This is a genomic window from Duganella rhizosphaerae (genome assembly GCF_040364205.1).
In the GTDB taxonomy this organism is placed as follows: Bacteria; Pseudomonadota; Gammaproteobacteria; order Burkholderiales; family Burkholderiaceae_D; genus Rugamonas; species Rugamonas rhizosphaerae.
The window spans coordinates 83317-102757 of record NZ_BPWK01000010.1 but is presented as its reverse complement, the minus strand read 5'-3'; the positions used below and the strand labels follow the sequence as shown (position 1 = coordinate 102757).

At 63.5% G+C, this 19441-nt stretch carries 16 protein-coding genes and 2 tRNA genes; 10 read left to right on the top strand and 8 right to left on the bottom strand.

The window, feature by feature from the left end; genetic code table 11:
• Positions 1 to 12: 12 nt before the first annotated feature.
• The 5 genes from pal to RUGAMON1_RS21055 all read left to right on the top strand — a co-directional run bounded on the left by pal (position 13) and on the right by RUGAMON1_RS21055 (position 2226).
• Positions 13 to 543, top strand: a complete 531-nt coding sequence (gene pal, locus RUGAMON1_RS21075) for a peptidoglycan-associated lipoprotein Pal (RefSeq protein WP_008446706.1) — start codon at positions 13 to 15, stop codon at positions 541 to 543.
• Positions 544 to 649: 106 nt separating this feature from the next.
• Positions 650 to 1405: a tol-pal system protein YbgF gene (gene ybgF / locus RUGAMON1_RS21070; RefSeq protein ID WP_445232379.1), complete on the top strand. Its 756-nt coding sequence runs from the start codon at positions 650 to 652 to the stop codon at positions 1403 to 1405.
• 57 nt (positions 1406 to 1462) lie between these two features.
• Positions 1463 to 1538 (top strand) — tRNA-Lys (locus RUGAMON1_RS21065).
• A 29-nt stretch (positions 1539 to 1567) separates the two neighbouring features.
• Positions 1568 to 1643, top strand: a tRNA-Lys gene (locus RUGAMON1_RS21060).
• A gap of 94 nt (positions 1644 to 1737) precedes the next feature.
• On the top strand, positions 1738 to 2226 hold the full coding sequence (locus RUGAMON1_RS21055; RefSeq protein ID WP_445232378.1) for a hypothetical protein: 489 nt from the start codon (positions 1738 to 1740) through the stop codon (positions 2224 to 2226).
• A 462-nt stretch (positions 2227 to 2688) separates the two neighbouring features.
• Here the strand turns inward: RUGAMON1_RS21055 and RUGAMON1_RS21050 are convergent, their stop codons facing one another.
• The 3 genes from RUGAMON1_RS21050 to RUGAMON1_RS21040 all read right to left on the bottom strand — a co-directional run bounded on the left by RUGAMON1_RS21050 (position 2689) and on the right by RUGAMON1_RS21040 (position 7252).
• Positions 2689 to 3495, bottom strand: a complete 807-nt coding sequence (locus RUGAMON1_RS21050) for a PEP-CTERM sorting domain-containing protein (RefSeq protein ID WP_445232377.1) — start codon at positions 3493 to 3495, stop codon at positions 2689 to 2691.
• Positions 3492 to 4223: a PEP-CTERM sorting domain-containing protein gene (locus tag RUGAMON1_RS21045; protein ID WP_445232376.1), complete on the bottom strand. Its 732-nt coding sequence runs from the start codon at positions 4221 to 4223 to the stop codon at positions 3492 to 3494. Before RUGAMON1_RS21045 ends, RUGAMON1_RS21050 begins: the two co-directional genes overlap by 4 nt.
• Positions 4224 to 4711: 488 nt before the next feature.
• The gene (locus RUGAMON1_RS21040) at positions 4712 to 7252 is read right to left on the bottom strand and encodes an EAL domain-containing protein (RefSeq protein ID WP_445232375.1); all 2541 of its coding nucleotides are present in this window, start codon (positions 7250 to 7252) and stop codon (positions 4712 to 4714) included.
• A 542-nt stretch (positions 7253 to 7794) separates the two neighbouring features.
• On the opposite strand from RUGAMON1_RS21040, the gene RUGAMON1_RS21035 reads away from it, so the two are divergent.
• Positions 7795 to 9897, top strand: coding sequence for a TonB-dependent receptor plug domain-containing protein (locus RUGAMON1_RS21035; protein WP_445232374.1), 2103 nt, complete (start codon positions 7795 to 7797; stop codon positions 9895 to 9897).
• Here the strand turns inward: RUGAMON1_RS21035 and RUGAMON1_RS21030 are convergent.
• The gene (locus RUGAMON1_RS21030) at positions 9880 to 11289 is read right to left on the bottom strand and encodes an aminotransferase-like domain-containing protein (RefSeq protein ID WP_445232373.1); all 1410 of its coding nucleotides are present in this window, start codon (positions 11287 to 11289) and stop codon (positions 9880 to 9882) included. The two genes, RUGAMON1_RS21035 and RUGAMON1_RS21030, sit on opposite strands and share 18 nt — an antisense overlap.
• A 112-nt stretch (positions 11290 to 11401) precedes the next feature.
• Here RUGAMON1_RS21030 and RUGAMON1_RS21025 point away from each other — a divergent pair, with 112 nt between their 5' ends.
• Entirely contained in the window at positions 11402 to 12349 is a 948-nt protein-coding gene (locus tag RUGAMON1_RS21025) for a DMT family transporter (RefSeq protein WP_445232372.1), read from the top strand.
• On the opposite strand, the gene RUGAMON1_RS21020 is transcribed toward RUGAMON1_RS21025, so the two are convergent.
• Entirely contained in the window at positions 12321 to 12884 is a 564-nt protein-coding gene (locus tag RUGAMON1_RS21020; protein ID WP_445232371.1) for a YceI family protein, read from the bottom strand. The two genes, RUGAMON1_RS21025 and RUGAMON1_RS21020, sit on opposite strands and share 29 nt — an antisense overlap.
• Positions 12885 to 13052: 168 nt before the next feature.
• Between RUGAMON1_RS21020 and RUGAMON1_RS21015 the strand changes: the two genes are divergently transcribed.
• Positions 13053 to 13958 carry a winged helix-turn-helix domain-containing protein gene (locus RUGAMON1_RS21015; protein WP_445232370.1) on the top strand — a complete coding sequence of 302 codons (906 nt, stop codon included), beginning with the start codon at positions 13053 to 13055 and terminating at the stop codon, positions 13956 to 13958.
• 9 nt (positions 13959 to 13967) lie between these two features.
• On the opposite strand, the gene RUGAMON1_RS21010 is transcribed toward RUGAMON1_RS21015, so the two are convergent.
• The 3 genes from RUGAMON1_RS21010 to RUGAMON1_RS21000 form a co-directional block, all read right to left on the bottom strand.
• A complete protein-coding gene (locus RUGAMON1_RS21010) occupies positions 13968 to 15092 on the bottom strand; it encodes an acyltransferase family protein (protein ID WP_445232369.1) in 1125 nt (374 codons plus the stop codon).
• Positions 15093 to 15195: 103 nt separating this feature from the next.
• Complete coding sequence (locus tag RUGAMON1_RS21005; protein WP_445232368.1) at positions 15196 to 16305, bottom strand: DUF418 domain-containing protein; 1110 nt, start codon at positions 16303 to 16305, stop codon at positions 15196 to 15198.
• Positions 16305 to 18287, bottom strand: coding sequence for a helicase-related protein (locus tag RUGAMON1_RS21000; RefSeq protein ID WP_445232367.1), 1983 nt, complete (start codon positions 18285 to 18287; stop codon positions 16305 to 16307). Before RUGAMON1_RS21000 ends, RUGAMON1_RS21005 begins: the two co-directional genes overlap by 1 nt.
• 144 nt (positions 18288 to 18431) lie before the next feature.
• Here RUGAMON1_RS21000 and RUGAMON1_RS20995 point away from each other — a divergent pair, with 144 nt between their 5' ends.
• Both RUGAMON1_RS20995 and RUGAMON1_RS20990 read left to right on the top strand, forming a co-directional pair.
• Positions 18432 to 18740, top strand: coding sequence for a TM2 domain-containing protein (locus tag RUGAMON1_RS20995; protein ID WP_445232366.1), 309 nt, complete (start codon positions 18432 to 18434; stop codon positions 18738 to 18740).
• Between the two features lie 75 nt (positions 18741 to 18815).
• Positions 18816 to 19412 (top strand): IMPACT family protein, encoded by a 597-nt coding sequence (locus RUGAMON1_RS20990; protein WP_445232365.1) that lies wholly within the window; start codon positions 18816 to 18818, stop codon positions 19410 to 19412.
• Positions 19413 to 19441: the final 29 nt, after the last annotated feature.

The window sequence follows — 19441 nt, the reverse complement described above, 5'->3', positions numbered from 1 at the left end:
TAGGAGAATCAAATGCGTAAACTCAGCAGCTTAGCTTTTATCGTCACCACCGCCGCCATCCTGTCCGCGTGCTCGACTCCGGTCAAGATCGCTGAGCCAGCGAAAGTGGAAGAGCGTCAAGTCGAACAGAAACCGCAGCCGCAGCCTGACACCCGTACCGTCGCCCCGGTCGAAACCAAATCGCTGGACCCGCTGGACGATCCTAAAGGCGTGCTGGCCAACCGCAGCGTGTACTTCGACTTCGACAGCTACGTCGTGCGCGACGACGGCAAGCCAGTGGTGGAAAACCACTCCGCTTACCTGGCCAAGAACAAGGCCCGCTCGATCCTGATCCAAGGCAACACCGATGAACGCGGTGGCGCCGAGTACAACCTGGCCCTGGGCCAGAAGCGCGCCGAAGCCGTGCGCAAGGCGATGACCACGCTGGGCGTGCCGGAATCGCAGATCGAAGCCGTATCGCTGGGCAAGGAAAAGCCTAAAGCCTCCGGTTCGAACGAAGAAGCATGGGCGCAAAACCGTCGTGCAGACATCGTCTACAAGTAACACAAAGCACTACCCTTTTGCCGGGTCACAGGCATAATACGGGGCGGCGCGCGGGTAACACCGCGTCCGCCCCGTTTCCTTTTTGATTTGTGTGAAAGCGCCCGACATGATGAAACTCTCCAAATCCGGCCTGAGCGCCGCCCTGCTGGCCGCGCTGACCTGGCTGCCGCTGCAAGCCCATGCCGGGCTGTTCGACGACGACGAAGCCCGCAAGGCCCTGCTCGACCTGCGCTCCAAGGTCGAATCCATGCGCGCCGAGCTGAACGCCCGTATCGACACCAAATCCGACAAGTCCAGCACGCTGGACCTGGTCTCGCAAAATGAAATGACCCTGCAGGAAGTGGCCAAGCTGCGCGGCCAGATCGAAGTGCTGAGCAACGAGCTGGCGAACGCGCAAAAGCGCCAGAAAGATTTCTACGTCGACCTGGACGCCCGCCTACGCAAGCTGGAGCCGCGCGAAGTGACCATCGACGGCAAGACCGCCCAGGTCGACCCGAACGAGCAGCGCACCTATGAGGCGGCGTGGAAAACCTTCACCTCCGGCGACTACAAGGCGGCCGGCACCGCGTTCAGCGAGTTCGTGGCGCGCTATCCGGGCTCCAGCTACGCGGCCAACGCGCAGTACTACCTGGGCAGCTCCTACTACGCCCAACGCGACTGCAAGGGCGCGATCACCGCCCAGCTGCTGGTACTGAAGAACTACGCCGACAGCCCGAAAGCGCCGGAAGCCATGCTCAACATCGCCAGCTGCCAGGCCGAGCTGAAAGACAAGGCCGCCAAGAAAACCTTGCAGGACCTGATCAAGACCTATCCTGACTCGGCGGCAGCGGTCACGGCAAAAGAACGCCTCGGCGGCAAATAATTACCCGGGGGTATTTGACAGCAAGACTCATTACCCCCTATAATCTCGCTTCTTCGGGGGTCGTTAGCTCAGCTGGTAGAGCAGCGGACTTTTAATCCGTTGGTCGCAGGTTCGAATCCCGCACGGCCTACCATTCGAAGAAAACCAAGGTTTCATACCTTTGGGTCGTTAGCTCAGCTGGTAGAGCAGCGGACTTTTAATCCGTTGGTCGCAGGTTCGAATCCCGCACGGCCTACCAAGATTCATCAGAAAAGCCAACCGTTCGCGGTTGGCTTTTTTGTTTTTGCCTGGCCTATGCTAAAGTTGGCAATTCAACAGCAAAAATTCAACGCATGCAAACCATACCGGCCCGTATGAGATACCTGCGCAATGCCGAAGCATTCTGCAGCTTCGCCTTGCCCGCCATCTTCTGCTATGACTGGCAGAGGTCAGGCGATCCTGTCGCCTGGGCGATGCGGGGAGTGGCGCTCGTGCTGATCAGCTACATCCTGCTGCAGGGCGTACTGTACTGGCATCTCAAGTTGCAGTCGGTCGTGCGGCGCCAGCCATTGCCGGCGTATTTCCAGCCGCTGTACCGCTTCTTTAAATATTCGAACTTTCTGGCCATCGCCGCTGTGGCCGCGTTGATTGCAGCGCTGAACGACACCACAGCCTCGACTGCGGACCTGATGTGGTCGTATGGTTTGCTGGCGCTCGCGGTGCTGGAGCAAATCAACTACTACCACTATCAACTGATGTACGACACGCGCGCCGCCTTCGCCTACCTGCGCCGCAACGGCCGCCTGCGCAAAGCAGCGCTGGGACTGGACCTGAAACGGTAGAAGGCAATCTACGCGCACCAAGGAGGTACCTGCGGGAACACATGCGGACACCAACACCCGACCGGAAATGAACCAGATGCGGCCACGACAGTGTCGCCGAAATGGCATCCCTGGCGATGTGTCGCGCCCAGCCTCGCACATCTGAACCAGCACGCTTCCGCGACAGGCAGATCCACGAATTCGAACTCCGTGGCTCCGTCAGCGTCCTAGCATTGCGCGAACGCAATTCGTAGTCATGACCTGCTGCTCGCCTTTGTCACCGACAACATCACCCACGAGGAGACGCTGCGCATCTATTTGTTCGACGCCACAACCTTGGTCGCCAACAGGTCAAACGTCGACCTCAAGCCCATCCGTTGGTCGCGGGTTCGAATCCCGCACGGCCTACCAAGATTCATCAAGAAAACCCACGGATTTCGGTTCGTGGGCTTTCTTGCTGCTGGTCGATTCGAGCCAACCTGGTCAGGCGGCCGTGGAACTGGAGCCGGGATCAAACCGGCGGCGTTCCACAGCGAGGACCAGCAAGACCAGTCCTGTGAACAACAGCAACAGTGTTCCTGGTTCGGGCAAGGCGGCGACCGGTGCGACCATTGCAACCGAGTAGCTGTTGGTGAAGTGCTCGGCATCGAGAAACACATATTCGTACAGTCCAAGATCTCTTGCTTCAATCACAAATTCGTTATGTATGGTGCCGTCGCCGATGAATGCGCCAGACGGTACAATGAAGGGATCGAAAGTGTTGAGAAATGGCGTGAGGTCGGGGGTATCCAACAGGACCGGTTGGCCATTAACCTTGTGATCGTCCAGATGATAGCTGCCGACCTGGTGCCCATTGAACTTCAAGATCATGTCATCGTCGGCGGCGAAGCGGGCGATGGCCGGACCACCGGTGAGTTCCGGCACGTCGAAGCGATAACGAAAATACGCCTTCGTCGGCCCGTTGGCTCCCGTGGGCACCCCGGTATAAGGACCCGCACCCCAGTACCACATCAAGCTCGCGCGTTCTGGCAAGGGGTCTGGTCCGGTGCCGTTGTAAATCACCGACGGCCGCGTAATGGGATTCGGGTAATTTCCATAGGCTGCAGTCGATTGCCAATGGACGCCGTCCAAGCTGGCCTCCCAGCCGCTGCTGCCGCTCAGCACCGGCAAGGACATATGGGCCGCGGCATTCCCCGCCGCCAGAAATGCCGCGGCGGCCAGCGCGCGGCGTAGCGCCGGCCAGGGTACTTGCAACATCGACGAAGCAACACGTTCGGTCAAGGCAGTCATGCTATTCTCCCAAGGTTAGATAAACGAAATGGGCGCCGGCAAGAAGCGATGGCGACGCCAAGCAGGCCGGCAGCGAGCAAGGCGACGGTGCCCGGCTCGGGGACGACATTGATACGAAAGGCCAAGTCGGTATGGACGGCCTCCCATGGCCCGCAGTGAGGGCCGCCATCCATGCACAGGATGCCTGCGGCGGCCACGGAGCGCTGGGCATTGAATTGTTCGGCGCCCACGCTTGCGCCGCCCAAAGCCTGGGCCCAGCTCCAGTCCGGTTGATAGTTGGCCACCGTCAGCCAGTAAGGTTTGCCAGCCTCAATGAGCAGTCCATTCTTGATGTCTGCCGTGTAGTGCAACAGCGTCGGGTTGCGCACATCGTCAGCCACGCCGACAGCGATGACGCCCAGGTATTTGGCCAGGGCGCCGGTAAAATCATCGTCGCGATTGGGCACATTAAGCAGCGCATTATTCGTCTGGAACACCAGTTCCCAACTATTGCTCGTGGCGGCTCCGCCCCACCATTCGACCCGGCTGACCGCACCGCCGCGTGCACCGATAAAATCGTCGGCCAGGACCGGCCCCGTTTCGTGGTGGTAGGACACCAGTGTCGACCCCGACGTCGGCAAGTTTTCGAAAGCGATCACACCGGCCAAGGCCTGCGCCGCCGGCCAGCAAACCATCAGCCCTAAACAGATCCGGGCTGCGCATCGTGTCATCTCGTGAAATCGATTCATTGCGCTCTCCTTGGGCTATCGTCCCGCTACAGCGGAAGGGCTATGCAAAAACAATGCCGATTTTTTTTAGCAGCCGGGCATGCCGGGAAAAACGATGCAGCGATGCGCCATCGCCGGTCGTCGCGCGCAAATATGGAAAAAAAACCGACAATGTCCCCGTGTTGACGATGCCGTTAAAGCCAGCGCATGGATACATCTGGAAATAGAGTCCACCGCACGACGGGAGGCCGCCCGAAGGAGTTGACTTGGGCGCAGGCGGCAGAGCAGGCCCAGGGCCCCCGACGTCGCTGCAAAACGACGTCGCAGCCTCGACTGCGGACCTGCATAGTCCCATCAGGGTTCTTGCGCCCCTTCAAATACCATCAGCCTGCGGCTGTCATACTTGGGCCGTAGCGTCATTTTGCTGTCGTTGGCAGTCGTGTCAAACCAAGCGCAGCAGAGGTTCTCGCCTGCGCGGGAACGACGAACCACCATTATTCGCGGCTACATCAAGAGCCAGCCACTTCGACGCTTGACGTTGCGGGTTTGAGGCGCGGATGCATGAACGCTTGCCTGATGCTGCCCAGCAGCGCTTCATGGTCCCACGGCTTGGTATAGAAGCGGTCGACGGCGCCCCGGTTGACGGCCGCCATCATGTCTTCCAGGTTGGTCTCGCCGGACAAGACTATCCTGAACGTGTCCGGATACATGGCTTTCACCTTGTCCAGGAACTCCGTGCCCGCCATGTCCGGCATGCTCTGGTCGCACAGGATGACATGAATTTCATGCTGAGCCAGCAACTCGAACGCCTGCGCCCCCGATTGCGCCAGCAGCACACTGTATTGCTCGCCACCCAGTTCGGCTGCCAGCAGTTCGCGCATAAAGGGGTCGTCGTCGACGATCAGCAAGGTTTGCCGCGTCATGCTCGGCTTCACCAACGGATCCAGCGTCTTGCGCAGCACCATCAACTGGGTGATCTGCGCGGCCGGCAAGGGGCGGCTGATCAGGTAGCCCTGGATCTGGTCGCACTGGTGGCGCAGCAGATAGGCTTGCTGGGCCTCCGTCTCGACGCCTTCGGCGATCACCATCAGGTTCAGGCTGTGCGCCATCGTGATGATGGCCAGCACGATGGCGGCGTCGTCGGGGCTGCTGGTCACGTCGCGGATGAAGGCGATGTCGATCTTCAGTTTGTCGATCGGGAAACGGCGCAGGTAGGCCAGGCTGGAGTAACCGGTGCCGAAGTCGTCGATCGACACTTTGACGCCACGCTCGCGCAGGTTGCGCAGGCACACGATGGTGCGCTCGGTGTTGAGCATTAACGACGTCTCCGTCAACTCCAGTTCCAACAGTCCGGCAGGAAGCTCGTTGTCGGCCAAGGCGCGCGCGATATCGGCCTCCAGATCGCCTTCGATGAACTGGCGCGCGGCAACGTTGACCGAGACCTGGACCGGCCCCACCTCGCCCAGCTGCCATTCCTTGATTTGGCGGCAGGCGGTCGCGATGACCCAGCTGCCGACTCGAACGATCAAGCCGCTCTCCTCCAGCACGGGAATGAACAATCCCGGCGCCACCAGCCCGTGGTCAGGCCGGGCCCAGCGCAGCAACGCTTCCAGCCCGACCACCGCGCCGGTGGTCAGCGATACCTTGGGCTGGTAGTGCAGCTCGAATTCCTCGCGCTCGATGGCCTTGCGCAGCGCGCTCTCCAGGTCCTGGCGTTGCAGCACGTCGACATTCATTTGCGCGGTGAAGAAGCGGTAGGTGTTGCGGCCGGCGTGCTTGGCCTGGTACATGGCGGTGTCGGCATACTTGATCAAGGCGTCAGGATCGTCGCCATCGTCCGGATGGATCGTGATGCCGATGCTGGCCGTCATGATCACTTCGTAGCCTTGCAAATTGAACGGCGGGTGCAGCGCGTCGCGGATCTTGGCGGCGACCTGGGCAGCGCCCTGGTGGCCTTGCTCCATCACCAGTATCAATCCAAACTCGTCGCCGCCCAGCCGTCCGATGGTGTCGCGCATGCGCACGCAGGTCATCAGGCGATTGCTGAACTGGATCAACAGTTCGTCGCCGATGGCATGGCCCAAGGTGTCGTTGACGTTCTTGAAGTGGTCGAGGTCGATGAACATCACCGCCACCTTCCAACCTTGATGGCTGGCCAAGGCGATGGTCTTGCGCAGCGTCTCGTAGAAAAAGGTGCGGTTCGGCAGGCCGGTCAAGGCGTCGTGGTTGGCCTGGTGCTGCAGCCGTTGCTGCGCCTGCTTGCGTTCGGTGATGTCGCGCACCACGCTGACGATGATCCAGTCGCTCCCGGACGGCATGGCCTGGCGGCTCACCTCCACCTGGATCAGCGTACCGTCCTTGCAATGCAGCGCCGTTTCGCTCAATTGCGTGCTGGCCTGGCCGGAGATCACGGTGTCGTACACGTGCGTCAGTTCATCGCGCGTAACCGCGCCCAGCGCTACCGGCCCCAGCGCCAGCATTTCGGCGCGCGTATAGCCCAGCATGCGGCAACTGGTGGCGTTCACCTCGACGAAACGCAGCGAGTCGCGACTCACCAGCATGATGGCATCGGCGGTGGCGTCCATCGCGGTGCGGAAGCGTTGCAGATCGGCCGTGCGTGCCGCCACCTGCTGCTCCAGTACGAAACTATGTTCCTGCAAATCGCCGAAAGCCTTCAGGCGCAACAGATTGCGCACACGCAGCCACAATTCCGTGCGATCGACCGGCTTGGTCAGGAATTCCTCCGCGCCCGCTTCGAGCCCGGCAAGCCGGGCGCCGCGCTCGCCATGCGCGGAGATCATAATGATGGGAATGTTGGCAGTGGCCGGGTTGGCCTTGAGGATGCTGGCGACCTGGTAGCCGTCGATGCCGGGCATCATGATGTCAAGCAGGATCAGGTCGGGGGCCGAATGGGCCACCGAGTTCAGCGCTTCCTCACCGCTGGCGACGCTTTCGGTCTGGTAGCCTTCGGGGCGCAGCAGCACCGCCAGCAGACGGCGGTTTTGGGCTTCGTCGTCGACGATCAGGATGGTGGGGGCTACCACGCTCATATCTTGCCGCCGTCGGCAGACAGGATATCGATCATTGAGGCATCGCACCCCGCCTGCTCATAACCGCCGTTACTAAAACCCTTCGTATACATGGACGCCTTCCAGGGCACTGCAACTCGGCAAGAATGTAGTGGATTACGTGACTGCCGAGCGGGCTCGCAGATTGGCGCCGAACAGCACTGGATGACGAACAGGCCGGTGGCAAGGAGGAGAGGGAAATTCAATATAACAGGATTCGGCTGCGCCCCATGTCTTCGTTGGCAAAAAAAACGCCAGCTCCGGCACTGGCGAAGTGAACGTGCGCCGACCGGTGTAGTAACCGATATTCGAGAATGTTGGAATGCTGTTCGAGTTCGCAGCGTTATTAAGCCATTTGATAGCCCAGTTGCCGGTCAGCGTCTGCCCGGCAAGCATAACCCAGGATAACTTCCTGATGCATTTTGACAACACTTAATTGTTAAAGCACAAGGCGCCGTGTATTGTGGTGTTTCTGCTGCCGTCCGACTTCCGAGATGAAACCGTTCCCCACCCTGCGCCCGCGCATGACAGACCTTAGCCCCGGCTGGCTGGTCGCCTTGGCCCTGACCGCCTGGCATCCCGCATCGCATTCCGCTGCCCAGCCTGAGGACGAAGACCTCGCCCTGTACGGCATGGACCGGTCCGCCATCAGCCTGGCCACCGGCTCGGCCCAGCTGCTGCGCCGCGCGCCGGCCGTCGCCTCCGTGATCACGGCCGACGATATCGCCGCCACGGGCGCGACCGATCTGGACCAGGTGCTGGAAACCGTGGCCGGCATCCATGTCACGCGCACGGCGACGCTGTATGCGTCCAATTACATCATCCGCGGCATCGGCGCGGGCGGGGTCACCAATCCCCAGGTGCTGGTCATGCTCAACGGCCTGCGGATGAGCACGGACTTCAACGGCGACAAAGGCAATATGTGGACCAGCATGCCGCTGACGAACGTGGCGCGGATCGAAATCATCCGCGGCCCCGGCTCGGCCCTGTATGGCGCCGATGCGTTTGCCGGCGTCATCAACATCATCACCAAGACGGCGGAGCAAATGCCGGGGCTGCGCGTGGGCGCGCGCGCCGGCTCGCTCAATACGCGCGAAGCCTGGCTTGAATATGGCCACAAGCAAGGCCAGCTGGCGATCGCGACCTATCTGCAAGTGGGCCGCACCGACGGCCCCGACGGCGCCGTCGAGGCCGATGCGCAAACCCTCAACGATCGCCGCTTCGGCACCCACGTCAGCAAGGCCCCGGGCCGGCTGAACGCGGGCTACCACGCGATCGACGGCAGTGTCGACCTGAGCTGGCAACGCTGGCGCTGGCGCAGCAACCTGAAATGGCGCAGTGACGTCGGTACCGGCGCCGGCGTCAATTCGGCGCTCGATCCCGACCACAAGACCCGCAGCGGCGAAGCGGTCAGCGAGCTGTCCTGGACCGCGCCCGACTTTGCCACTGACTGGAGCGTGGGCGGCTCGCTCAGCTACATGTTTTTCACCGAACAGTCGCCGGACGGACTGGGCCTGTTTCCGGCGGGCGCGCGCATCGGCCCGAGCTTCTTCCCGAACGGCATGATCGGCGGGCCCGGGCGCTGGGAACGCAATCTGCGCAGCTCGGCCTTTGCCAGCTACAGCGGCTGGAACCGGCATGCGCTGCGCCTGGGCGCGGGCCACGACGACCTGTATCTGTACCAGGTCAGCACGATGAAGAACTTCCTGATCAATCCGGCGGGCATCCCGGTACCGTCCGGCGCGGTCGTCGACTACGGCGCCATCCAGCCGCACATCCGGCCCCAGCGCCGCAAGATCAACTATGTCTACGCGCAGGACGAATGGCAGTTCGCCCGCGACTGGGCATTGACGGCCGGCGTGCGGCACGACGATTACTCCGACTTCGGCGGCACCACCAACCCGCGCCTGGCGCTGGTGTGGGATGCCGACCTGAACGTCACGGTCAAGCTGCTGCACGGGCGCGCCTTCCGCTCGCCCAGCTTCAACGAACAGACCGGCATCAATCCGGTCAACATGGGCAACCCGGAGGTGCGTCCGGAGAGCATCGCCACCACGGAAGCGGCGCTGGCCTGGCAGGCGCGCGCCGACCTGTCCATCAATCTCAGCCTGTTCCGCTATGCGATGAAGGACCTGATCCGCTCCGTGGCGAACCCGGCGCCGGCGCCAGGCGCCGCCTACCAGAACAGCGGCAGCGTGAACGGCAACGGCGGCGAAGTCGAACTGACCTGGGAGCTCGATCCGAACCTGCGCTGGCAAGCGAACTATGCGCGGCAGAACGCGCGCGACCAGGCCACCGGCCGCGATCCGGGCTACGCGCCGCGCCACCATGCCAACAGCCGGCTGGACTGGGACTTCAGTCCGGGCTGGCGTCTCAGTCCGCAGCTGAACTGGGTCGCCGGCCGGCGCCGCGCGGCCGGCGACGCGCGCGCCCCGATCGCCGACTACCGCACCGTGGACGCCACCCTCACCCACCCGCTGCCGCACGGCTGGACCGTCTCCGCCACCGTGCGCAACCTGTTCAATGCCGACGCGCGCGAACCCAGCCTGGCGCCGGGGCTGGCGCTGCCGTTCGATATTCCGGTCTCGCCTCGCGCCCTGGCGGTGCAGCTAAGCGTCAAGCTTTAACTGCTTTTTCAAAAACGCAAAGATGCGCGGATCGTGCGAGTAGGCCGCGTTAAACCGCAGGCAATGGCCGGCGCTGTTGTTGACGCTAAACACATTGCCCGGCGCGTAGAGTATGCCGGCCGCCAGTCCCGCGCTGGCGATCGCCGACGCGTCCAGGTCCGGCCCGCCCCGCACCCATAGAAACGGCCCGCCCGCCGGCTCGGCCCATGGTTCCAGGCCGCAGTCGCGCAGCCGCTTGCGCACCGACACCGCCGCCTTCCGCAAGCGCTGCCGGATCGCTTCGGTGTGCTTGCGGTAGCTGCCGTCGAGCAGCAGCTTGCAAATGAGGTGGGCCGACAGTTCGTTGTTGCCAAACGTGGTGGCCAATTTCAAATCCAGGATGGCTTCCACCCACTCCGCCTTGGCCGCCAGAAAGCCGCAGCGCGTCGCGCCCGACAAGGTCTTGGAAAAGCTGCCGATGTAGATCACCCGCTGCAACTGGTCCAGCGCGGCGAGCCGCACCGCAGGGCGTTCTTCCAGGTCGGCAAAGGTGTCGTCCTCGATGATGTCGAAGCCATGCTGCCGGCTCAGCAGCAGTATCTGGTGCACCACCGCGGCGGAAAAGGAAATGCCGGTCGGATTTTGCAGCACCGTGTTGGTGATGTAGAGCCGGGGCCGATGCCGCGCCAGTTCCAGTTCGAACTGCTGCATGTCCGGCCCGTTCGGCGTGAGTGGAATGCCGACCACGTTGACCCGGTGCGCGCGCAGGCTGGCCTGGAAATTGAAGTAGCACGGGTCGTCCACGAAGACGGTATCGCCAGCCTGCACCAGCAGGCGGATGGCGAGGTCGAGCGCCTGGCTGCCGCTGTCCGTCAGCACGATACTCTCCAGCGGCGCCTCGATGCCGCGCCCGCCCAGATGGCGCTGCAACTGTTGGCGCAGCGCGCGGTAGCCGGCCGGCTCGCCGTAGGAGGTCAGCGCGTCGCCCGGTTCCCGGCGCAGCGTGCCCAGCCCGCGCCGTATGCCTTCATCGTTCAGGTAATCGGGCGGCAGCCAGCCGCAGCCGGGACGCAAGGCGTGGCTCGGCAGCTGCAAGGCGTTCCTCAGCATCCAGAATTCATCGACCTTGCGTTGCGGTGCGCTGGGCGCGCGGCCTATCTCCAGCACCTGCCTCGGCGTGGAGACGAAGAAGCCGGACTTGGCCCTGGAGACTGCCAGCCCCTGCGCCACCAGCCTGTCATAGGCTTCCACCACGGTCGATTTGGAGATCCTGCAGTCCAGCGCGAAGCTCCTGATCGACGGCAGCCTGGCCCCCGGCGTGAGCTCGCGCGCCGCGATCGCTGCGGCGAAATAGTCGACCACCTGCGCGACCACGCTTTGCCCGGCATCGGCGGATCGGTGGAATCGGTGCATCTGTCATGCTCCTTGTACCAGTACAGTATCGAGTATTGTACCCAATCTGTACCTTACGCGACCGACAGGCGAAACTCTAGAATCGACGCCATCTGAACTCTTGGGGCAGGCTGTGCGTAAGGAATATTTGAAGGGCATGGCGCTGTGCCTGGCCGCCGCAGTAGCGTGGGGCGTATCGTTTCCGATCATGGGACAGGCCTTGCTGCGCATGGACCCGTTTAACTTCACGGCGTTTCGCTACAGCGCGGCGGCCGCCATCCTGCTGGCGATTCTGTTTTACAAGGAAGGCGGCGCGGCGCTCAGGCTGCACGGCGAGCGCTATGTGCTGGCCTGGGCCCTGGGCTCCTGCGGCTTTTGCGGCTACGGCTTCTTCATCTTTCACGGCCAGCAGTTGGCGGGCAAATCCGGCGCCCTGTCCGCGTCGGCGATGATCGCGACCACGCCGATGCTGACGCTGGTGCTGAACTGGGCGATACGCGGCATGCGCCCTTCGGCGGTGGCGTTCGGCTGTATCGGGCTGTCGTTCTATGGGGTGTTGCTGGTGGTGTCCGGCGGCGCGCCGGCCAGCTTGCTGCATCACGGCGTCGGCAGCGACTCGGCCACTTTTCTGCTGCTGGGGGCGGCATGCTGGGCGCTCTACACCTTGGGCGCCTCGTTCTTTCCCGGCTGGAGCGGCTATCGCTATTCGGCGATCACCACCGGCCTCGGGCTGACCACCATCCTCGGCGCCGACTTCGCCTTGCAAGCGCTGGGCTACATTCCGCGCCCCGCCATCACGGCGCTGCCGGCCTTGCTGCCCTATCTGGCGTACATGGTGCTGGTCGCCGGCGTGCTGGCGGTGCTGTGCTGGAACCTGGGCAACAAGATCATCACGCCGACCAATGGCGTGCTGTTCCTGGACGTGGTGCCGCTGACCGCCTTCGCGGTGGAAGCGCTGGCCGGCACGCCGATCGCAGCCGGCCAGCTGCTGGGCGCGGCGTGCACCGGGGCGGCGCTGGTGTTGAACAATCTGTACCAGCGCCGCCGGTCGATCATCCTTCCGAGTTCGCGCCCAGCGTAATGTGGACCGTGAGTTCCCGCGCCGTGTTCGGGAAATACTTGTTGACGCCGAAATCGGCACGGTTCAGCTTGACCATGGCCTCGAACCCGGCTTCGCTCTCCTTGCCCATCGGGTCGCGCTTGATCTTGTTGATCTTGCCGTCGAGGACCACGGCCTTGGTCACGCCATGCACCGACAGGTTGCCGCTGATCTTGAGGCTGTCCATCGGTCCCTTGACGATCTTGGTGCTCTGGAAGGTGATGTCGGGGAAGGCGGCGGCATCGAGGAATTCCGCGCTCACCAGCTGACGGTCGAGGGCGGGAACGGCGGTGTGGACGCCGTCCACCGCCAGCTTCACCATGACCGAGGACTTGCCCAGGTCCTCGTCCAGCACCAGCTTGCCTTCGATTTTCTCGAAACGGGCCACCGGATTGGTAAAGCCATGATGATCCCAGCTAAAGACCACAGCGCTGTGGTTGGGGTCGATCGTCAGCGTCTCGGCGCTGAAGGCCGGCAGGGTGAACAGCGAGAACAGCGGCAGCAACAGGTATTTCATCGGGTACTCCTTCATGTGTGGGGAGCCATCACAATGCAGGCGGCCCGGCCATAAGTCCTGAAATTGGCCTGAAATCGGCCTGAAATCGTTCTGAAATTCCCTGAAAAGCCCCGCAGGCGGCCGCGCTATAATCCACTCCTGTCAAAAATACAAAAATACCGGAGCACAATGGAAACTTCAGCGGCTGCAAAGCTACGCGTCGGCGCGTGGTGCGTCGATCCCGCCCTGGGCGAGATCGGCCGGGACGGCGACACCGTACGGCTCGATCAGCGCACCATGCGCCTGTTGCTTTGCCTGGCGGGACGTCCCGGCCAGATCGTCAGCGCCGACGAGCTGCTGAGCGAAGTCTGGCCGGGCGTCATCGTCACGCCGGACTCGGTGTACCAAGCGATCGCATCGCTGCGCCGCGTGCTGGGCGACGATCCCAAGCAGCCCGGCTACATCGTCACCGTGCCGCGCCAGGGTTACCGGCTGGTGGCGGAAGTGAGCCCGTGGAGCGAACCGGTAGCAGCCATCCCGACTCCGCCCCGCCCTGCACGGCCGTCCAACGCCTCGCGCAGCCGCCTGGTTTTTCTGTTGACGGCCTGCATCCCCATCGTGGTCGGCATTGTTTTCTGGCTGCACAACACGCTGGCGAACGAGCCGCACCCGGCGGCTCACGCGGTGGCAACGCAGAAATCCATCGCCGTGCTGCCGTTTGCGGATCTGACGGAAGGCATGAGCAACGAGACCTTTGCCGACGGCATGACCGAAGAACTGATCGGCAGGTTCAGCAAGATACCGGGCATGAAGGTGCCGGCGCCCAGCGCCACGTTTTATTACAAGGATAAGCAGATGCCGGTCGCCGACATCGCCAGCAAGCTGGGCGTGGCCTACATCCTGGACGGCAGCGTGCGCAAATCCGGCAACACCTTGCGGGTCGCGGCGCGCTTGATGAAGGCCGACAACGGCTTCGTCATCTGGTCGGAGACCTATGACAAGCCGGTCGACGACCTGTTGATGGTGCAGGACGATATCGCCGACGCTGTCACCAAGGCTTTGAAGACCACCATCGGCCAGGGCACAGGCGGCTGAGCGGACCTGCTAGGCCGCCAATGGACGCAGGCCGATCTTCCCGGTAGCGAACTGGACTGCGCGTCCGAGCGGCGCCTCCACCCAGCGGAAGAACGCCGCTCCGGCCGCCAGGCTGGAGGCCCAGGCCAGCAGCATGCCCAGCCCCTGCCACGCCGGCCCGGCCGGAACGAAACGGCTGAACGCGGCGTTGACCAGCAGGCAGACCGGGAAGTGGATCAGGAACACCGAATACGAAATCCGTCCCAGGCCGTTGACCACGCCCCAGGCGCGCCCGGTCGCCACCGTTTCAGCGCGGCCGAACAAGTACAGCAGGCAAGCGACCACCAGCGCCAGCGCGATGCGGCTGCGGAAATCCAGGAACAAGGCGGCCGACACCGGCAACAACGCCATCGCCAGCAGCATGGCGACGGCGCCGGGCTGGCGGCAACGATCGCTGGCCCACCACGCCAGCATGCCCAGGCCATAGCTGCCGAAGAAATACGGCGCCCAGTTGTCCCAGTCGGCATCGAGGTTGAAATACAGCAGCGACAAGGTGACGCCCAAGGCCGTCAAGGCCGGCATCAGCCACAGCATCCGGCGGCGGCCGGTGGCGCGGCCGGCCAGCCACAGCGCCAGGGCCGTGACTGCATACAATTGGAAATCGATGGCGACATACCAGGCGCCGGCCGACAGCGACGGATAGCCCAGCACGCCATGCAGCAGCAGCGCGTGGGCGCTCAGCTGGCTCAGGGTGGCCGGCGCGGAGACCGAACTGTGCGTCATCCAGTTGCCGGCCCAGGCGGAAGCGACGGCGGCCAGCAAGGTGGCGGCCATGAACGGCGGCGCCAGTTTGGTGTAGCGGCGCCAGATCGCCCCCAGCGGATCGGACAGGCCGGACCGGCCGGCAGGCGACAGCGATTTCGCCACCAGGAAGCCGCTGACGACGAGAAATACTTGCACGGCAATGCGCGCACTGCCGCTCAGCCAATCGATCAACGCCGGCAACAGCGGCCGCACGTGATCCGACATAGGCCCATAAAATGCCAAATGATGCAAAACAATCAACTGCGCTGCACCGGCTTTCAACAGATTAATCAAACCAAACTGCGGCTGGACCGCTTCTTGCGCGCCAGCCCCTCCACTTGTTACATTCATCCCCATCCCTAACCATCCGGCGTATGCCGACCGGCCGCCATGATAGCCGAGGTTGCTTACTTGATGGCGCTAGCTTGGTGAGAATGTGCGTATTTCCGCAGCATCATCCCTTCCGCATGGGTTGAATTTTGCCGTACATCAACGTCCGCCACAGCCACTCCAGCGGGCCGAAGTGGTAATGCCGCAGCCACCGGGCGCTCAGCACCATCTGCGCCACGTACACGCCTATGCCGAGCAGGAACACCGGCGCGGCGCCGAGCTTGCCGAACTGCCCCAGCCCGTAGCCGAAAAAGACAAAGCCGAAGATCAGAGATTGGGCGATGTAGTTGGTGAAGGCCATCCGTCCCAGCGGCGCGAAGCTGCGCAGCAGTCCGCGCTGCGTCAGCCAGATCACCGTCGCGGCATAGCCGGCGGCCAGCAGCGACTGGCCGACGCCGGTCGCCACATCCTGGATGCACAATGCCGCCCCGCCTGCCACGCCGACCAGCGCGATGCCGGCCCACAGACGCAGGTGCTCGCCCGGCCGTTGCATGACGCCGGTCCGCCACGCCAGCGCGCCCAGCAGGAACAAGGCCAGCGTCCTCGGGATCACATACAGATGCAAGGGCAGCAGATAAGGCAACTCACTCAAGCTGAAGCGGCATATCTGCGCGTAGCTGCCGGAGGCGTAGACCCGGTCGGCCAGCGCGACATGCTGCTCAAACCAGGCCGGATCCGGCCACGGTATGCCGACCGGCACCACGCCGATGAACAGATAGAGCGCGAACATGCCGGCCGCCGCCACCGCCAGCGCCCACACCGGCGCCGCAAGCAAGGGCAGCACCAGCAGGCCGCCGAGCGCATATTCGGTCAGGATGTCGCCGTTCCAGATCAGCAGCAGGTGCGCCAGGCCGAACGCCAGCAGCACGCCCAGCCGCCGCGCCAGCCAGTAGAACGGCCGCCCGCTGCGGGACAGGCGCTCGAACTGCACCGCCAGCCCAAGGCCGAACAGGAAGGAAAACACGGCGAAGGCCTTCATCTCGAACCCGACGCGCACCAGCGCCTCAACCAGTTTGTCCAGCATGCCCAGGCCAGGATCGGGCGGCAGGAACTGCTGGAAGATCGACACCCGGAATTCCGACACCAGGTTCACCGCCAGCACGCCGAACAACGCGATGCCGCGCAGGATATCGATGGCGTCGATGCGTTCGCCCGCGCCGGCCTGGCCCGTCATCAGCGACGGAACTTTTTCGGCTGGCGCTTGCGCAGGGCGGAGTTTTGATCCTGCAGCATCGCGTCCACGCGCTCGGACGCCTGGCGCGACAGCAGTTGCGCCCGTTCCGTATCGGGGAAATATTCCGGCTGCCGGTAGGCCAGCCACGCGTAGGCCGAATACAGGCGGCAGGCATCCTCCACCTCCTGCAAGGACATGTAGTGCAGCGGCGCCTGCTCCGCCTTGATCCACGTGATTTTCTTGGCGGCCAGCGCCGTCGCCCAGTGCTCCCACGCGCGCTGCAGCGACGGCACCTTGGACGAGATCGGCACCAGCGACAGCGCGAACTTCTCCGCCACCGTCAGCTCCAGCGTATCGAGCCAGGCCGCGCGCTCGAACTGGTCCTCGGTGATGCGCGGATAGAAGAAGCCATCCGGCACGTCGATGTTGTGCACGAAGCGCTTCAACAGCTTGGCCAGAGCATGCTCGTTGGTCACCGACGAAATCCGGTGCAGATGCTCCAGCGTCGGCGCCACGGCGAAGCCGGTGGTCTTCAGCGGCACCGGCTTTTCCCTCAGCAGCGAGCGCACCACGTTGTGGGTCTCGTTGTCGTAGCCGGCCACCAGGCCTTCCTCGTGCACGCCGAAGCGCCCTGCCCGGCCGGCGATCTGGCGCGCCAGCGCGGCCGGGATCTCTTCCTCTTCATAGCCGTTGTACTTGACCGAGGTGGTCATGACGATGCGCGCGATCGGCATGTTCAGGCCCATCGCGATGGCGTCCGTGCCCACCACCACGTCGGCGGCGCCTTCGCGGAAACGCTGCGCCTGCGCGCGCCGCACCTCCGGCGACAGATTGCCGTAGACGGTGGCCACCGACAGGCCCAGCTCGGTCACCATGTCGCGCCACATCAGCACCTCGCGGCGCGAGAAGCAGATCACGGCGTCGCCGCGGCGCAGATTGCTCAGCTTGCGCACGGCGGTCGGCTCCACCGACAGCGGGCCTTTGCGCTTGAGCACGTGGACTTCCAGCTCGCAGTCCAGCCGCGCCGCCAGCACCTCGATGGCGCGCCGCGCTTCCGGCGCGCCCACCAGGTAGACCACCTGAGCCGGCGCGCCGCAGACGGCGGCGGTCCAGGCCGAGCCGCGGTCGCGGTCGGCCAGCATCTGGATTTCATCGATCACGGCCACATCGACCGGCGTGCGCGTGTCGAGCATTTCGACGGTGCTGGCCACGTGGGTGGCGCCCGCCACCAGGCGGCGCTCCTCGCCCGTCACCAGGCTGACCGCCAGCGGCTTGCCGTGCGCTTCCATGGCTTGCAGGCGTTCGTAGTTTTCCAGCGCCAGCAGGCGCAACGGCGCCAGGTAGACGCCGCTGGGCGCCTTGGCCAGCGCCTCGATCGCCTGGTGGGTCTTGCCGGAATTGGTCGGCCCCAGCAGCGCGATGAAGCGGCGCTTCATGCGCCGCGCCACGTCGAACGAGGCCGGATATTCGGCCAGGTTGATGCTCTGGCGCGTGCGTTCGGCGTGCTGCTCTTCCATGTCGCGCTCGACCGCGTGCTCCAGGCGCTGCCGGATACGGTCGAACACGACGCCGGCCGGCTCGGAAATTTGCATCTCCGCCAGCGCGCCGAGGAAGGGTTGGGCGTCCAGCCCGCAGTCGTCGCAGGCGTCGGCCATTTCCTGCACGAAGGCGCTGACGTAGCCGCGCAACTCGGCGCCGACGGCGTCGCTGGCGCGCTCCAGCAGCAGCTGGGAGCGGGCATCGACGTCCATCTTGCGCCATTTGGACGCCTTGGCCAGCACGCCCTGCGCCGGCACCAGATCGTAGGCGACCTGCAATCCCGCATAGTCGACCACCCCGCTCAGGCGCAGGAACACGCGGCCCTCCTGGCGCGCCAGCAACACGCCTTTCGCGCTCAGCCCGAGCTTGCGCATCAGGTCGTCGTCTTCCCCCTGGTCGCTGTCGATGGCGTGGTGGTGCGGCGCAGGGGAGGAATTGCTCATGTGGGATACTCGGGTAGTTGGGCTGGAATTTTAGCAGATCGTTACAGTTGGTGAGAAAGCCAGGCCACCTCCCCACCTATAATCTTCCGCCTAGGCAATCAGCCTACAACAACAACCAGACAAAACAAAAGGGAAAACATGGGCATGGTATTCTGCCGCGGTTGCGGCAAAGAGATTCACGAAACAGCACCAACGTGTCCGCATTGCGGCGCGCCGCAACATTCCGCCACCGCTTCCGGTCCGCGTTCGGACAAAGACTACGTCGTCACCGTGCTGCTGTGCTTCTTCCTCGGCGTATTGGGCGTGCACCGCTTCTACGTCGGCAAGATCGGCACCGGCATTTTAATGCTGTTCACCTTCGGCGGTTTTGGCATCTGGGCCCTGATCGATTTTATTATCGTCATCCTCGGCAATTTCACCGATAGCGACGGCCTGAAAATCAGCAACCGCTAAGCGCGTTTTTGTCTTTCCCCCGGATTTCTGGCACCATAGGCCGGTTTATATCGCCGCCGTGCCAGAAATCCCGCCATGCCCTTCTCCCTCGCCTCCGCCGTTCACCACGAATTGCTGATTAAAAAAAGCCGCTTTATTGCCTGCGTTCAGCCAATGACGGATCGGAACGCCGCGCAAAAAGTGGTGGCGGAATTATGGGCGCAACATCCGGGCGCCGCCCACGTTTGCTGGGCACTATTAGCCGGCGGCCAATCGGCCGCAGTCGATGACGGCGAACCCAGCGGCACCGCCGGCCGCCCCATGCTCGATGTTTTGCGCCACCAGGATCTCGAAGGGGTATTAGCCACCGTGGTCCGCTATTTCGGTGGCGTTAAATTAGGCGCCGGCGGACTGGTGCGCGCTTATACCGACAGCGTGGCCCAGGCATTATTAAAGTCCGAGAAAATCGCGATTATCAAACTGCAATACCTGACCTGCACCGCACCCTATGCGATGGAGGGCATGGTAAGACGCGAAATTGAATTAGCCGGCGCCACCCTCGATAATGTCGCCCACTCCGACCATGTGCAGTTCGAATTCAGCCTTCCCGATAGCGCAGCCGCGCAACTGATCCACCGATTGAATGAGGCCGGGCATGGCCGCATTCAATGGATCGCTCCCGACGACGAATAAGGCCTTGAATGGCCGTCGCCGCCGGTCGC

What these genes read in the sequence shown, in the direction of transcription:
- pal (WP_008446706.1), top strand. Translation starts at nt 13, where the DNA reads ATGCGTAAACTCAGCAGCTTAGCTTTTATCGTCACCACCGCCGCCATC.
- ybgF (WP_445232379.1), top strand. Translation starts at nt 650, where the DNA reads ATGATGAAACTCTCCAAATCCGGCCTGAGCGCCGCCCTGCTGGCCGCG.
- RUGAMON1_RS21055 (WP_445232378.1), top strand. Translation starts at nt 1,738, where the DNA reads ATGCAAACCATACCGGCCCGTATGAGATACCTGCGCAATGCCGAAGCA.
- RUGAMON1_RS21050 (WP_445232377.1), bottom strand. Translation starts at nt 3,495, where the DNA reads ATGACTGCCTTGACCGAACGTGTTGCTTCGTCGATGTTGCAAGTACCC.
- RUGAMON1_RS21045 (WP_445232376.1), bottom strand. Translation starts at nt 4,223, where the DNA reads ATGAATCGATTTCACGAGATGACACGATGCGCAGCCCGGATCTGTTTA.
- RUGAMON1_RS21040 (WP_445232375.1), bottom strand. Translation starts at nt 7,252, where the DNA reads ATGAGCGTGGTAGCCCCCACCATCCTGATCGTCGACGACGAAGCCCAA.
- RUGAMON1_RS21035 (WP_445232374.1), top strand. Translation starts at nt 7,795, where the DNA reads ATGACAGACCTTAGCCCCGGCTGGCTGGTCGCCTTGGCCCTGACCGCC.
- RUGAMON1_RS21030 (WP_445232373.1), bottom strand. Translation starts at nt 11,289, where the DNA reads ATGCACCGATTCCACCGATCCGCCGATGCCGGGCAAAGCGTGGTCGCG.
- RUGAMON1_RS21020 (WP_445232371.1), bottom strand. Translation starts at nt 12,884, where the DNA reads ATGAAATACCTGTTGCTGCCGCTGTTCTCGCTGTTCACCCTGCCGGCC.
- RUGAMON1_RS21015 (WP_445232370.1), top strand. Translation starts at nt 13,053, where the DNA reads ATGGAAACTTCAGCGGCTGCAAAGCTACGCGTCGGCGCGTGGTGCGTC.
- RUGAMON1_RS21010 (WP_445232369.1), bottom strand. Translation starts at nt 15,092, where the DNA reads ATGAATGTAACAAGTGGAGGGGCTGGCGCGCAAGAAGCGGTCCAGCCG.
- RUGAMON1_RS21005 (WP_445232368.1), bottom strand. Translation starts at nt 16,305, where the DNA reads ATGACGGGCCAGGCCGGCGCGGGCGAACGCATCGACGCCATCGATATC.
- RUGAMON1_RS21000 (WP_445232367.1), bottom strand. Translation starts at nt 18,287, where the DNA reads ATGAGCAATTCCTCCCCTGCGCCGCACCACCACGCCATCGACAGCGAC.
- RUGAMON1_RS20995 (WP_445232366.1), top strand. Translation starts at nt 18,432, where the DNA reads ATGGTATTCTGCCGCGGTTGCGGCAAAGAGATTCACGAAACAGCACCA.
- RUGAMON1_RS20990 (WP_445232365.1), top strand. Translation starts at nt 18,816, where the DNA reads ATGCCCTTCTCCCTCGCCTCCGCCGTTCACCACGAATTGCTGATTAAA.